The sequence below is a fragment of the Enterococcus sp. C57 genome (assembly GCF_040887305.1).
GTDB lineage: Bacteria > Bacillota > Bacilli > Lactobacillales > Enterococcaceae > Enterococcus_B > Enterococcus_B hirae.
On the sequence record NZ_JBFOFP010000001.1, the window covers coordinates 1 to 14,609 of the forward strand.

Genomic DNA, 14,609 nt, shown 5'->3' on the forward strand with positions numbered 1-14,609 from the left:
AATGCCTTGATTCGTTTAGAAATTCCGAACCGCTTAGCTCGACAAGATATCCAATTGATCAAACGAGATCGGTTGAATGAACAACCATTAGAAAATGTCCCATTTCATTTATACAACATAGCAACGGATGAAAATGGAGAATTGACTGAAACCTTAGTTGAAAAATATTTGACTGATAAAGAAGGGAAAATCAATGTAGAGGCACTACCTTATGGCAACTATAAATTTGTTGAAGTAGAACCTTTGGCAGGCTATTTACCATTAGAAGAACCAATGGATTTTTCTGTCACGGTTGAAAAAGATGGCGAACTACTTGTTCTTGAAGCCTACAATGAACGGGAACCATTAGAGTTGACCTCTTTATTTACCGATATTGCTGGCGAAAAAACACTTGATCCAACAGTAGATAATCAGTTGAAAGATGTGGTGTGGGTCAAAGGCGAGGCAATCGAAATCGGACACACTTATACTGTTTTTACGCAATATAAGAATACAAAAACAGGAGAAGTGGTCAGTGAATCAACATCTACCTATACTGCGAAAAGCAAAGAAGATACATTTGAAGTATTTCTTGAGTTGAAGGCAAATATCCTCAAAGATAGCGATCAATTAACAGCGACCCACGTCTTATATTACGAAGAAGAGCAAAAAAATGAAGTAGGACGTGAGGATGATTTAAGGAACAAAGATCAGACAATTACATTAAAAAAAGAAAAATTATTATTAAAGCAAAGCATATTGCCAAAAACGAATGAACGACGTTCGCTGGAGATGGTTCTTCTTGGATTGAGCTTGATTATTATCGTTAGCAGTTATCTCTATCTTCAAAAAAAGCAGAAACATGTAAAGTTGTGAAAAAATTGATTTCGATTATTTTTACTAAAAGTATGATCAAAGTGTTTAGAAGACAAAAGAAAGGATGGTCTAAAGAATGGTGAAACGTTCAATCGTTGTAGATCAGTTATCGAAAAAGAATCTAGGCAGGATAAAATATGGACTTTTGTTCCTTTTTATCAGTGGAAGTATCACAGGAATTACTAGCATCTACCTAAGTCACAATCAGGAAAAAACAGTAGCAAGTAAACAAAAACAAGTAGCAAATATCATTGATACAAAAAACATAGAAAAAGAAGAAATACCCACTCATTATTTTCTTGAAGAGGATCATGATCCGGCAATCGCAGTCATGGAACAATTTGACTATTTTAGTTCTAAAACTGAGAGAACGGAATTGCCACTTCAACAACTAGAGCATGAGGTAGCGCAATTAGTCGTTGCCTTTGCCAAAGAAAAAAAGAAAACAGAAGTCACAACTTTAGAAACTTCAAAAGAAAGAGCGGATAGTAAACAAGCCCCAGTCTATGAGGCCCCTCCAGTTTCTATTGAAAAAGAAAAGAATCGTGAGAGTGATCAAACGACTTGGCAGAAACCACAAATTTCACTAGCATCCACTTACATGGTCATTGAGCAATACAGTAAATTTGAACCAGCAGACTATTTTGAGATTCTCACGGGTAACGACGCTTTTCCCACAGTCAAACATAATTTTATTGACACGTCGAAGCTGGGCGAGCAAAAATTTACGATCCGTGTCACCGACTCGGCAGGAATGTTTACAGATGCCACCATCTACTTTTTTGTTAATAGCTTACCGAAAATCAACTTGAAGCAGACGACAATGTACCAGCAGATCGGTGTACCAGTTGATTTGTTAGCAGGAGTATCCGCAATGGACCAAGAAGATGGGGATCTAACCGCAAAGATTGAAGTCGAAACAAATCTAGATATCAACAAAGAAGGAAGCTATGAGGTGCTTTATTCTGTCAATGATCGACATGGGGCTCAAGCGAAAACGAAAGCGTTTATCAAAATTGAAAATGAGGCACCGGTAATCCATATACCCGAATGGATTGACCATCAGATAAATCAAGAGTTGAATATTTTCGACTATGTGAAAGCTTGGGATAGGGAAGACGGAGATATCACATTAACTAAAACCAATATCTTAGAAACTAATTTTGATTCCAATAAAGAAGGAAAATATTTCTTTAGGATTGGCAATGTGCAAGATCGATATGGAAAATATGCAGAGGAGAGACGACTTCTCGTACAAGTAACGAATGAAGCCCCTAAAATCATCCAGGCGGATCTTCAAGTCAATGTTTTCTCTTCTTTGAAGAAAGAAGATTATTTTGCACAACTGGTTGTTTCAGATCGAGAAGATCCGTTAGAACGATTAAATATTGAAATAGATGAAGCAGCATGGAATCGGATCGATACATCTAAATTAAGAAAATATTTGCTTCCTCTTAAAGTTACTGATACAAATGGCAAAACAACCAGTGGTTATGGGAAAATCACGGTCATCAATGAACCACCACGATTTATAGGCATAGCCGATAAGGTGCTAGCTATTGGAGAGGCGTTTGATCCGCTAGCAGGAATTGAGGTTTACGACAAAGAAGAAACATTATCTTTAACAGATGTCGAAGTGACTGAAAACGTCGATGTCAACAAACCAGGAACTTACACTGTCAGTTTGAGTATCTGTGATTCTTTTGAGCGGGTACATGCTAGTTACCAAGTAACAGTTATGAATCAACAAGCGATAGAAAAGGAGAAAGAATAATATGGACTATTTTGAGCAAGCGATGTCGTTGTTTTCAAAAGGAGTACTTGCTTCTGGCAGTCTGCTCACTGTATGGGGGATTATTCAACTCGGCGCGGCTATCAAAGAACATAATGGTCCCGGAATGCAAAATGCTCTTTTTCAGATCGTTGGTGGGGCTGTTATCGTTGCAGCTGGCGCTTGGGTAGCAACTATTTCAATCTAAGGAAGTGGCTAAGCTGGACGGTGCAATCAAATTTTTACTACAAACAATTGCTGATCAATTAAATTTTTCAAACGACCCTAAAAATATGCTACTACAAAATCTAGAAACCTATCTACCTGATATCTATCAATACAGTGAGTTAATTATGAATGGAGTGATCAAACCAATTGCTTATTCTGTACTAGGCTTTTTACTATTGCTGGAGTTTCAACAAATGGCACAAAAAATTTATGGAAATTATTCCGGTTTTGGTGGCATGGAGTTGTTCCTCCCGCTCTTTCTTAAATTAGGAGTAAGCCTGTTGATCATGCGCCATTTAACAATATTTATCCATATGATCGTTGAAATTAGTACAACAATCAGTAATGGTATCAGTCAAATTGGGATTCGAGAAGGTGGAAGTAAGGCTGTTGATGTTCTTTCATTGATTGAGGGAATCTACCATTGGGGCTTTTTTGAAAAACTTACGTTGTTAATTATTTTGTTGATCCCGTTGATTTTATCCGTACTAACAAGTGTGCTAACAAAACTGGTTATTTTCATGCGTTTTTTTGAAATTTATTTGTATTTTAGCATTTCTCCATTACCTCTTGTGACGTTTCTTAATGAAGAAGTTAGTTCGATTGGTAAAAATTTTTTGAAATTAGTTTGTGCTTCCTCCCTGCAAGGGATCCTCTTATTTATTATATTAAGTTTTTATCCACTGCTCGTACATTCTGTGTTTTCAATTGATGAAAAACAGGGAATGATTGCAGTGATCAGTGGGATATCAGGGAATTGTCTAACATTATGTGCTAGTTTATTTTATACCAATAAATGGGCAAAAATCATTCTTGCAACTGCCTAGAGAATCATTTTTAACTGGAGGGAAATAAAATCGATGATTGAAGTACCAATTCGAAAAGAAATTTTAACCTACCAAGAAAAATTGTTTTTTGGCGTTTCGTTAAGACAATTTATCTCTGCTGTTGTAACGTTACTTTTGATCGTTCCTCTGGGCATTTTAAATTATGTCAGTTGGAAGTATCCGATTGATGATATCGGGATCGTTTTTATGGTACTCAGTGCCCCTATCTTGTCAGTGGGCTGGCTGACACCTAATCACTTACCTTTAGAAAAGTATGTGCAGATTCGATGGAATTATTTTCAATTGGCGAATTATTATACTTATCCTATTGTAGAGGAGTTGTATTCAAATGCCATGGTGGGTCAAAGGAGTAAGCGTGCCGAAAGAAAACAAGTTGAGTACGGAAACTAATAATAAAAAATTTATTCGTTTGATGCAAAAACAAAAGAAAAAAAGAGGGCAATATCAAAAAAAGTTAGCGCCAAAGCGTAATGTCCAAGATTTGTTGCGTTATGAAAAAATGTTTGAAAGTGGCATTTGTGAAATTGTGCCTAATTATTATTCCAAAAGTGTTCGATTTTCAGATGTGAATTATCAAATTGCTCAACAAGACGAACAATTGTTGATTTTCCAAAAATATGGCGAACTATTGAACAGTCTTGATGATACGATCCATCTAACAATCACGATCTTAAAAAAAAGAGTTGAGCTTGATGAGATGACGGATAAGCTTTTTTATGAGAGTAAAGGCGATCAACACGATAGCTATCGTGAAGAAGTCAATCAGATGCTTCTTCAAAAAATCAATGAAGGGGAGAATCGTTTTACAAAAGAAAACTATTTGACTTTTAGTACTCCAGCCAATCACTTAGAGCAGGCAAAACAATTATTGGGACGAATCGAAAAGAATTTAATCGGAAATTTGGAAGAAATTGGCTCAACGGTTGACCCATTAGACGGTTTAAAGCGTCTAAAATTGGTCAATCAGTTGTTGAAATCATCGGAACACTTTCAATTTAACTATTCCGATTTAGTCTTTAATCATCTTTCAACAAAAGCTGTGATTGCTCCTTCCAGTTTTAATTTTAAAAAGAAAAACTATTTTGAAATCAATGAGGAATATGCCCAGATTCTTTACCTAAAAGACTATCCAGCTAGATTGTCAGATAAACTCATGGCAGAATTGATGGAAATACCCGAAGAAATCACGTTATCGATCCACATTGATCCAGTCGGGGCTGAGCAAGCCAATCATCTGGTTCAAATAAAAAAAGCCTATATGGAAGGAGACAAAGTCGCTGCTCAAAGAAAAGCAACTCAAAAAGGCTACGATCCTTATACAAGTATTCCATATGAATTAACCAATAGTATCAATGAAGCTAATTTATTATTAGATGATTTGTTAAAAGAAGGACAGAATTTATTTTTCGTTTCGGTTTTTGTCTATTTCAGAACAAACACAAAAGAAAAATTGACTGATATAGCCGAACGAGTTTTGAGTATTGCCAGAAAAAATGGTTGTGGCTTTCATTATTTGGATTATCTACAACTAGAAGGGATGAACTCCGTCCTTCCATTTGGAAAAAATTGGATAACAACCCGCCGAACATTGACTACAGCAAGTGCAGCTATTTTTATTCCATTTACTGCGCAAGAACTTGACCACGAGGAGGGTAAATACTATGGAATGAATGAGCTAACGAAAAATGTAGTTCGGATCAATCGGAAACGGTTGAATACCCCAAGTGGAATGATTTTAGGTAGTTCAGGCTCAGGAAAAGGGGTAGCCAAAAAATATGAAGAAATTACTACACTACTAAAAAATCCAACAGACGAAATCATCTCGATTGATCCTGAAGATGAAGATACATTAATTGGGCAAACTTTTGATGCGCAAATTGTTAAAATTGCACCAAACACCGATACATTTATCAATCTATTGGATATCACAGATGATTTAAGTGGGGAAGTTGATCCAGTAAAATTAAAATCCGACTTTTTGTTAACAGCATTTGAAGCTTTGATCGGTGGACAATCGGGTTTGAATTCCGCACAACGTTCCATCATTGATCGTGTGACTCGCTTGACTTATTTTAACTATTTTCATTCTCAGGACAAGCAAATGCCAACATTAGCGAAGGAATGGTTTACGTTGCTCAAAGAACAGCCGGAAAAAGAAGCGCAGGCACTAGTATTAGACTTAGAATTATATATTGAAGGTTCTTTAGCGATTTTTTCCCATACGACAAATATTGAGTTAAATAAGCGTTTTATCATCTACAACACCAAAGAGTTAGGAAGTCAGTTAAAAACATTTGGGATGATGGTGGTTTTAGAGCAAGTATGGAATCGGGTGGTACGTAATCGGGATCGAGGGATCACTACGTGGATTTACATTGATGAAATGCAGTTGATGCTAAATGATCCTTACTGTGAAAATTATTTTTTTGAATTATGGAGTCGTATCCGAAAGTGGGGAGCAATTCCTACAGGGATCACGCAAAATGTGGAGACGTTACTGCTTTCAGATAAAGCACGGAGGATGCTAAGCAACACTGAATTTATTATTATGCTAAAACAGGCTAAAAGTGATCTGGACGAACTTTCTACTCTTTTTCGTCTTTCTACTCAACAACAAAAACACTTGATCCATCCGCCAAAAGGTGCAGGGTTGATACGTGCAGGTCATGCAATCGTGCCTTTTTCTAATACCGTTGATTCAACCACAAGATTATATGAATTAATCACGACTGATCCCGAGGAACGGATAAAAAGAAAACAGGAACAATTCGATGAATAAATCTAATTGGAACAAACGAGACAACGAGTATCGGAAAATTTTTCTATCAAGTAGCTTGAATCAATCGATAAAACGGAGCGTTACAAATAAAATGTTAGTTCCCTTCAGAAAAAAGCGTCGTAAGTTCTTAGCTGTTCAGTCCAATAAATGGCATTTTTTTAGATCACTCATGGTTCTTAGTTGTGTATTACTATTCTTACTGACGATAGGGATAACCAGTGTCATTTATTCGAGTGTACCCAATATCAATGAATTTGAATTAACAAATATTTGGACGTACATGACTCATTTGGATGTTGAAAAAAATCAAGTGCTTCGTCAGCAGCATAACATTATTAAAATCAACGGACAGATAGGGATGACACAAGACATGAATTTGGTTTCTAATATTGATGAAGTATTGTCTTATTTGGGTATTTGTTATGAGAATGTGGAACTCGAAAATCCAGTAATCAAAGCGAAAATCCATGAGATCCATGATAACTTATGGTCCCTTCATGCAAAAGGGAACGAAGCAACATTAACAACAAAATATTTTACTCAGATCATTGAATGGACAGAAGAATTGAAAGAACGATTGAATGCTGGTTCAACGATTGGTCGTTATCGTCAATTGATGGAACTACAATCGCCATTTAAGGAAGATCATCGATTAATGGTCAATCAAAGATATGGTTACTTTCTCGATGGCCAAGAAAAAAAGCTATTTCAGGGAATCCAATTACAAGTTGAGAAAAATATAGAATTATATGCTCCGATGGCTGGGAAAACGACTGTGACTGATCAGTCAATCGTGATCCAATTCAATAATCGACAGCTTGTCTTAAAGAATGTTTCACCATTAGTCAATCATGACCAAGAAGTCGTTTCGGGAGAATTGATTGGAACTGTAGCGAAAGAAAATGAAGTAACCATTGAATATTCCAAAAATGGACAATCAGTAAATCCAAGTTTTTATTTTGAAGAAGTAGCATATTCGGAAACATTCCAATTAGACTCTGGTAATCAAAACACGTCATTTGATGAATGGACATTTCGGCAATTAATTCTGCTTAAGTGTCATGCGTTTAGCGATCGAGCAGATAAAATTTTACAAGAAGCAAAAAGAAACGGCATCTCACCGGTGATCTTAGCGGCGATCATGATTCATGAAAGTGCTTGGGGGACTAGTAAAGGAATCCTAGAAAAAAATAACCCAGCTGGTCTAATGAATGATCAAGGTTTAATTTCATATCGTACGTTAGACGAAGGAATCGAAGCAACTGGTCGAACACTTAAAAAGCTGATTATTGACCAGCAACGAGTTACTGTCGAACAATTAGGAGCGGTCTATTGCCCGATTGATGCGACAAATGATCCCATGGGGCTCAATCGTTATTGGGTGCCTGCGATCAAACAATTAATGGTGCAATTGGGTGGAAAGCAAGAGATGGGATTGCTGTGGGAGCGATTCTCTGACTTTCATGAGGCTCTTTTAGCTAAAGCACAAAGTCTTCATCAAAAAGGTGTGTATTATTCTCAGGGAAACCAAAGAGGCGTATTTCCTTATCACGATTGCTCGTCTTACGTAATTTGGGTGTTGAATGAAATGGGACTAAATGTACCGTTGGGAAATACAGAAACACTTTATGGTTTGGAAGGACAACTTCTCTATCCGATCAACTATTCCGAAGTACAAGCAGGTGACTTATTTATTTGGGGAGAAAAAGGTAATTCGTCGGGCGATTTTGGGCATACAGGATTCTTTTTAGATGCTGGTGGAAAAACGATTATTCACTGTACACCTGCTACGAAAAAAGGATTTAGTCAAAATGGTGATGTCGTCATTACTCCATTTGCAGGGTATTATGGTGATCCACAACTGGCACCAGTTTACTTTTATCGAATCGTAGGGAGCGGGTAAAAATCAGAAATAAACATCAATTATTTACAACGATTGCTTGTTTGGTTATCAGCAGCAGTATAGCCGTAAGTATTGGATATACTTTTGGTAAAAAGAACACACAACAAGAAGCAAATAACCGTATACCTGTTGCACATTTCTCGGAACAACAGGTCAATGATTTTTTACGCTCGTATTTTACTTTCACAGAGTACGGGGATAATTATTTGAATTATGAGAAATTTTTAGCAAAACAAGCAAAAATTGCTGAAGAAGAAAGTAGAAAGCAAAGCGATTTTTTTCCACAATTTTTTGGTCATTCTCGTTTTATAAAAAGTAAGAATTTTATACGTCACGTGAATGACCAACAAATTGAAGTGATTGCCAACGTCACAAGGACGATTGATAGTTTGAATCAAGAAGGTAAGTCTACTAAAACACTTGAGAATGAAGGGCTGTTTCAAATTTGGTATGTGTTTGATTCAGCTACAAAACACTTTTTGGTGGAAAGGTATCAACCAATAGAGATAGCTGAAAAGGAATCGAAAGAATACGCAGAATGAAAATACCGGTTTTGTCCATCACTTTTGGTAAATGAAAAGGATGTCTATCTATGGCAAGAGAAACTGTACTGATTGATCATGTCAAAAGGCTAGAAATCGAAGAAGAGCGTCTACCGATTTTCGAGGCCCTCATTTTATTAGAAGAGGTCAATAAACAAACGATCCTTAATAAAAGCATAGGTAGTTGTCGTATTCGGATTTACAATCATAAAAATCACCTTCTTCATTCAATGGAATTACAATTTCCGTTAAAGGATGCCATAGAAGAAATAATCAGTGGGCAATATCAGATAGTCCGAAGTAAAAAGAAGACGACAAAAAGTAAAGCAGCGATACGCACGAAAAAAGCAATTAAGTATGGTGAACCTAGCAGATCAACCAAAGGAAAATTACTATCTTTGATCCCCACGATCAAAAGGGTCTGGTTTATTGTGGTGATTGTTTTCAGTCTTTTCATAGGCATTAGCGTAATGTGGCCACACTTTATTACGAAAGTAGATCAAAAAGAAATTACCACGACAGATGAGCAGGAGTGGGCAAAATTAATCGAAGCGCAAGCCTATCTTCAAGCGGCAACGGAATATCCAGAAAAGCGTCATGAATTGATCGACTATTTGACAGAACAACAAGAATTTACATGGTTGAAAGAGATCAATGAATATTACCCCACCGCAGATGCACAATTTGATTTGGCTTTTTTTGAAAAAAATTGGGAAGTAGTTATTGAAACGTCCCCAGAAAATTTATCTGACAAAAGAAAAGTGATGCTTGCATTTGCTTACATTGAATTAGAACAATTGGCCGAAGCAGAGATATTAAATAAATATTTAGAAAGTGAAGAACTATCAAAAAAGTTAGACCAAAATTATTTACAGAAAGGGCTGTTTTTTTTAAAACAGAAGAAGATTGCAGAAACAACGAAACATTTAGAATTGATCCAAGAGGAAGAAGTGAAAAAAATATTACAAACTTATATCGAACAAGCTTCCATCATTATTGATTTTATTGAGTTATACCAGCAAAATGAAGATCCGGAAAATCAATTATTGTGGGAACAACGATTAGAAATGATTGGTCAATCAGACATCAATGATAGGGAATGAGTGGTCTTGGATTCAGTTGTTATTTGTCGAATGATAACTAATTAAGGGGAGTAAGATAATAAAAATAATAAAGAAGAAAAAGAGATTGGCAAATTAGCTAAAATTATTAGTTAAAAGATAGTGTTGAAGTGTTAATGAAAAGAGGTAACGGCAGAAAAGTTAGTTCGCTTTTTCAAACGATTCTTACTTATCGTCAGTGAAGTCATTTGCTTTTCCAATCGTATCCCAAGGTAATAATCATTACTTGATCAAAAATAGGCCAAAGAATACCAGAAATCAGAGCAGTGATTTTCGTATTCTTTGGCTCAATTATTAAAGTTTGCTATTTCTGTTGTGGTGTTGCGCTTGTTACTATTGATTCATTTACAATCACAATCCAGCAAATATTTATGGTAACAAAAGTTATGTTTTATGCTAAAGATTCGACTGGTAAATCAAGTTCTGTTCCATAACGTTGTTTAAGTGCTAAACGAATCAATCGTTCCGCAAGATTCTCATTTCGGGCAAGAATCGGTCCGTGGAAATAAGAGCCAAAAACATTTTTATAAATGACGCCTTCGGATTGGTCTTCACCATTATTTCCGTGACCTTGAACGACTTTTCCTAAAGGTCGTTCGCCTTCCCCTAAGAATGTCCGCCCATTGTGGTTTTCAAAGCCATAATAGGTTTCATTAAACTCTTCATTATAGATAACGATATCGCCGATAAAACGATTATTTTCTTGACTTAAGGTGTAATGGTCTAATGCACTGATTCCTTGGATTTTTTCTCCATTGGCACCAATATAATAGTGTCCAAGGAATTGGTACCCGCCACAGATAGCTAACATCACACCATCATTTTCAATGTAGTTTGTTAGTGCTGCTTTTTTTTCTTGGATATCTTTTGAAATGATCAGTTGCTCATAATCTTGTCCGCCACCAAAAAAGACTAAATCATATTTATCTGCTTCAAATGGTTCATGCAGACTGACAATTTCGGTATGACAGGTCACACCTAATTTTTTAGCGACATATTTAAGCATCAATAGATTGCCGTTGTCTCCATAAGTATTCATCAAATTACCGTAGAGATGGGCGATATTCAATTCATAATTAGGCATGATTCATCCCTCCTTTGATAAATCCTTGATTCGCTAATTCTTTTCGTAATTGAAGAACTGCTGTATAGGTAGCTAGGATGTAGACGTGTTCGGTCGGTAATTGTTTGATATTTTTAATGACTTCATTCAGTTCCTTTGTTTCGATGATCTTATCTTCAGGGATTCCTGCAACTTTTAGACGTAACGACATATCGGTATGACGATCCCCACCAGCGATCACTGCAGGAATATCCATATCAGCAAAATGTTCAAAATTCCCGTCCCAGATCCAACTAACGTCAATTCCATCTGCATAGTTTGCATTTAATAAAGCAACTAATGAGAATGGATAAGGGGCTAAGCCGATCATATCGATGACCTGATTGATCCCAACAGGATTTTTAACAAGTACGAGTGTACATTTTTTACCATTGATATCAATGATTTCTTGACGACCAAATATTTTTTCGTCGTATCCTAGGCCTTGCTTGATTTTTTCAGGGGTTACCCCAAAATATTCAGCTACCGCTGTGGCAGCTAACGCGTTGTAGACATTGTACATCCCGCCAACTTCAATTCCATAGTTATGACCATCAATCGTAAAATCAGCTGAGACATTGTCCATGCGCAACATATCCGTTAGACGATAATCAAGTTCAGGACGTTTAAAGTCACAGTTTGGACAATAGTATTTCCCTAAATTTGCATACGTGATCATCTTGTAATGTAAAATATGATGACATTTAGGACAGAGCACACCATCCGTATTATAATGAGCCATTTGTTCATGGTCTTCTTCATGATCAAACCCATAATATTGGCGAGGATTGATTGTTTCCACAGAGTTGAAGATTGGCGAATCTCCATTACTGATAATTGTGGCATCAGGTGATTTCGCTGCTCCATCTACAATCATTTTGTAGGTGGTATAGATTTCTCCATAACGATCCATTTGATCACGGAAAATGTTTGTAAATAAAAATAGTTCAGGCTTCATGTATTCAGTTACTTTACTCAAACTTGCTTCATCGATTTCTAAAACAGCGAATTTTTTTTGCCCTTTTTTAGGTTTGGCTTGCAAAAAAGTAGAAACGATTCCTTGAACCATATTTGCCCCAGTTGGGTTGGTTAATACTTCATCAAATTGTTGCCGTAATATATTAACTGTCAAAGCAGTTGTCAATGTCTTTCCGTTTGTTCCAGTAACGACAACCACTTGATAATCTTTTGCAAGACTGTCTAAAATGTGTGGGTCGATTTTAAGTGCAAGTTTACCCGGTAAACTTGATCCTCCTTTAAAGAAGGTTTTTAATGCCCATTGTGATGTTTTACCAACAGCAATCGCAAATTGACTGCGTACTCCCATTATGTAACCTCCATAAAACGTCTTAACGACGAGTAAATTCAATTAATCATACCATATGTTCAAAAAAAGGTTAAATTGCTTTTCTTTTTTTTAAGAAATGGTTGCGATTCTCTTGTCTAACAACGATTGGTACTAGGCTTGATTGTTTATTTGAAGTTTCGTTTAGTCTAAGAATAGCCCCAACGGATAACAGTTGATTTTTTAGGAATAACTATAGTGGATTAATAGTTGTTTTTGATCGTCTGAAAAAAGAGTGTACATTGTTCGCTTAAAAAAGAATACTCCAGTTTGTCTAAGGGTTCGATAATAAAGTGGATCATTGTTTCACTTGTGCTTTTTTCTTCTGTACAGTAAATCAGAATGTTCTCAAAATAAATACGATATAATTTAACAAATTTTTATAAAAATCTGTTACTGTTCTTCTGAAAAATAATTCAAGGTATTTGTATAAAGCTTGATCTCTTTTCAGTCAAATAAGAGCAAAGTTTTCAGTACAAATAAATAACCCGAAGTGGCCGAAAATAGCTTTTCTATTTTCTGACTACTTTGGGTTATTTTTATTAGAGCGACACAGGATGCATTTTTGTATACTAAATACAGATTCAGCCTTTCAAGGTTTGTCGATTGTCTGAAATTTTACCCAATGATGATTTTTTCAGTAGGGTATTCGTAGCCTAAATCTCGTGTTTCTTTTGGAACAAATAACATCAAAGTATACAACATACCGATACGACCGATAAACATTAAAGCTGCAATCGTGATTTTCCCAATTACTGACAAGTTCCCAGTAATTCCCAGGGATAAGCCAGTGGTTCCGAAGGCTGAAGTTACTTCAACGATAATTGCAATTAAAGGCTGATTTTCTGTAGCTGATAAAAAGACGATACAGAAAAAACACATACCAAGAGATAACATAAATACAACGACTGACTTACGCACATCATCATTATCGATTCGACGACCAAAAATATTGATGTTGTCTTCGCTTTTAAGGAAAGAGTAGAGATAAAGACCAATAATTGCTACGGTCGTTGTACGAATCCCACCACCTACCGAACTGGGGCTACATCCAATGAACATCAATAAAGAAAAAACGATCAATGTAGTGATTTGGAAATTACCCAAATCATGGATTTGTAAGCCAGCATTTCTAGTGGTCATTGAGTAAAACATAGAATTGATCCACTTGACACTTAAACTAGAATCTTGAAAAAGATGGTCTTTTTCAAGTAAAAAGATTAACAGCGTCCCACCAACAAATAAGATGATAAAGGCTAAAACCGCTAATTTTGTAAATAAGGAAAAGCGAAACGGTAATTTTGCTTTTGAGCGTTTATACAAAATCCATTCACGAAATTCCATCAAAACAGGAAATCCTATCCCACCAATAAAAATCAAAAACATGATAACAAATAGGAACAGATAGTCATGTGCAAACGGCTCGATTGAGTTTCCAGTGACATCGAAACCCGAATTGGTCACAGCAGAAATCGATTGGTAAAATCCATAGAAAAGTGCATCCCGCCAATGATCAAAGTAGCCTCGATAATAGAAATAAATGGAAAAGAAAGCGCCAAAAAGGACTTGGAACCACAACAAAATTACAAAGGTGATACGAATCAAACGAACAATACCAGATAAGCGTGGCTGATTCATATCCGTCATGATCAGTTGTCGCTGTCGTAACGTGATTCTTCGTTTAGAAAAGATAATAAAAGCAGTAGAGATCATCATAATCCCTAATCCACCTACTTGGAATAGTATTTCAAGTAAGATTACCCCGTTATCATTAAAAGCCGAATTAATATCAAATGTGGACAATCCCGTTACACTGATTGTACTGATCGCCATGAAAAGCATATCGATAAAAGGTACGTGACTATCTGGTTCACGAAAAAAAGGAATGTAAAACAATCCTAAAGAGACAATGGTCATAATAAGATAGTAAAAAACAATGACTTGGATTGAAGAAAAATGACTAGAAGCGTAACGTTCGCTTCGACGTCTTAATTTCCGCATGAAAAGGGTTAATTTCAAGAAACTATCCTCCTTTTTAAAAGTTGTTTCTTTCAGTATACCGAGGTTATAAATAATACTCAAAGAAATCTTAAACAAAATGTACGTTTTCTTTTG

General features: G+C 36.0%; 12 protein-coding genes. 9 read left to right on the forward strand and 3 right to left on the reverse strand.

All coding sequences use genetic code 11. The features are described 5' to 3' along the window. The 9 genes from AB5M32_RS00005 to AB5M32_RS00045 form a co-directional block, all read left to right on the forward strand. Positions 1 to 855, forward strand: an 855-nt coding sequence (locus tag AB5M32_RS00005; protein ID WP_368024219.1) for a prealbumin-like fold domain-containing protein, incomplete at its 5' end; no start/stop codon positions are given. Positions 856 to 931: 76 nt separating this feature from the next. Next, positions 932 to 2,629 carry an immunoglobulin-like domain-containing protein gene (locus tag AB5M32_RS00010; protein ID WP_178286785.1) on the forward strand — a complete coding sequence of 566 codons (1,698 nt, stop codon included), beginning with the start codon at positions 932 to 934 and terminating at the stop codon, positions 2,627 to 2,629. Position 2,630: 1 nt separating this feature from the next. After that, on the forward strand, positions 2,631 to 2,834 hold the full coding sequence (locus AB5M32_RS00015; RefSeq protein ID WP_010720016.1) for a hypothetical protein: 204 nt from the start codon (positions 2,631 to 2,633) through the stop codon (positions 2,832 to 2,834). A 4-nt stretch (positions 2,835 to 2,838) separates the two neighbouring features. Continuing rightward, positions 2,839 to 3,681 carry a hypothetical protein gene (locus tag AB5M32_RS00020; RefSeq protein WP_010720015.1) on the forward strand — a complete coding sequence of 281 codons (843 nt, stop codon included), beginning with the start codon at positions 2,839 to 2,841 and terminating at the stop codon, positions 3,679 to 3,681. Positions 3,682 to 3,714: 33 nt separating this feature from the next. After that, positions 3,715 to 4,092 (forward strand): PrgI family protein, encoded by a 378-nt coding sequence (locus AB5M32_RS00025; RefSeq protein ID WP_010720014.1) that lies wholly within the window; start codon positions 3,715 to 3,717, stop codon positions 4,090 to 4,092. Continuing rightward, complete coding sequence (locus tag AB5M32_RS00030; RefSeq protein WP_178286783.1) at positions 4,031 to 6,481, forward strand: VirB4-like conjugal transfer ATPase, CD1110 family; 2,451 nt, start codon at positions 4,031 to 4,033, stop codon at positions 6,479 to 6,481. Before AB5M32_RS00025 ends, AB5M32_RS00030 begins: the two co-directional genes overlap by 62 nt. Beyond that, a complete protein-coding gene (locus tag AB5M32_RS00035; protein WP_178286780.1) occupies positions 6,474 to 8,384 on the forward strand; it encodes a peptidoglycan amidohydrolase family protein in 1,911 nt (636 codons plus the stop codon). Before AB5M32_RS00030 ends, AB5M32_RS00035 begins: the two co-directional genes overlap by 8 nt. A gap of 41 nt (positions 8,385 to 8,425) precedes the next feature. Continuing rightward, positions 8,426 to 8,926 (forward strand): hypothetical protein, encoded by a 501-nt coding sequence (locus AB5M32_RS00040; protein WP_225428991.1) that lies wholly within the window; start codon positions 8,426 to 8,428, stop codon positions 8,924 to 8,926. 50 nt (positions 8,927 to 8,976) lie between these two features. Continuing rightward, positions 8,977 to 10,029: a hypothetical protein gene (locus AB5M32_RS00045; RefSeq protein WP_178286778.1), complete on the forward strand. Its 1,053-nt coding sequence runs from the start codon at positions 8,977 to 8,979 to the stop codon at positions 10,027 to 10,029. 409 nt (positions 10,030 to 10,438) lie between these two features. On the opposite strand, the gene AB5M32_RS00050 is transcribed toward AB5M32_RS00045, so the two are convergent. From AB5M32_RS00050 to AB5M32_RS00060, 3 genes are all read right to left on the reverse strand, one after another. Then, positions 10,439 to 11,131, reverse strand: coding sequence for a type 1 glutamine amidotransferase (locus tag AB5M32_RS00050; protein ID WP_178286776.1), 693 nt, complete (start codon positions 11,129 to 11,131; stop codon positions 10,439 to 10,441). Further along, entirely contained in the window at positions 11,124 to 12,476 is a 1,353-nt protein-coding gene (locus tag AB5M32_RS00055; protein ID WP_010738405.1) for a Mur ligase family protein, read from the reverse strand. Before AB5M32_RS00055 ends, AB5M32_RS00050 begins: the two co-directional genes overlap by 8 nt. Before the next feature lie 636 nt (positions 12,477 to 13,112). Then, complete coding sequence (locus AB5M32_RS00060; RefSeq protein ID WP_010720005.1) at positions 13,113 to 14,513, reverse strand: TrkH family potassium uptake protein; 1,401 nt, start codon at positions 14,511 to 14,513, stop codon at positions 13,113 to 13,115. Between the last annotated feature and the right edge of the window lie 96 nt (positions 14,514 to 14,609).

Bases quoted from the DNA above. Each gene is read 5' to 3' on its own strand.
- AB5M32_RS00010 (WP_178286785.1), top strand. From the start codon at position 932: ATGGTGAAACGTTCAATCGTTGTAGATCAGTTATCGAAAAAGAATCTA.
- AB5M32_RS00030 (WP_178286783.1), top strand. From the start codon at position 4,031: ATGCCATGGTGGGTCAAAGGAGTAAGCGTGCCGAAAGAAAACAAGTTG.
- AB5M32_RS00025 (WP_010720014.1), top strand. From the start codon at position 3,715: ATGATTGAAGTACCAATTCGAAAAGAAATTTTAACCTACCAAGAAAAA.
- AB5M32_RS00035 (WP_178286780.1), top strand. From the start codon at position 6,474: ATGAATAAATCTAATTGGAACAAACGAGACAACGAGTATCGGAAAATT.
- AB5M32_RS00055 (WP_010738405.1), bottom strand. From the start codon at position 12,476: ATGGGAGTACGCAGTCAATTTGCGATTGCTGTTGGTAAAACATCACAA.
- AB5M32_RS00045 (WP_178286778.1), top strand. From the start codon at position 8,977: ATGGCAAGAGAAACTGTACTGATTGATCATGTCAAAAGGCTAGAAATC.
- AB5M32_RS00050 (WP_178286776.1), bottom strand. From the start codon at position 11,131: ATGCCTAATTATGAATTGAATATCGCCCATCTCTACGGTAATTTGATG.
- AB5M32_RS00015 (WP_010720016.1), top strand. From the start codon at position 2,631: ATGGACTATTTTGAGCAAGCGATGTCGTTGTTTTCAAAAGGAGTACTT.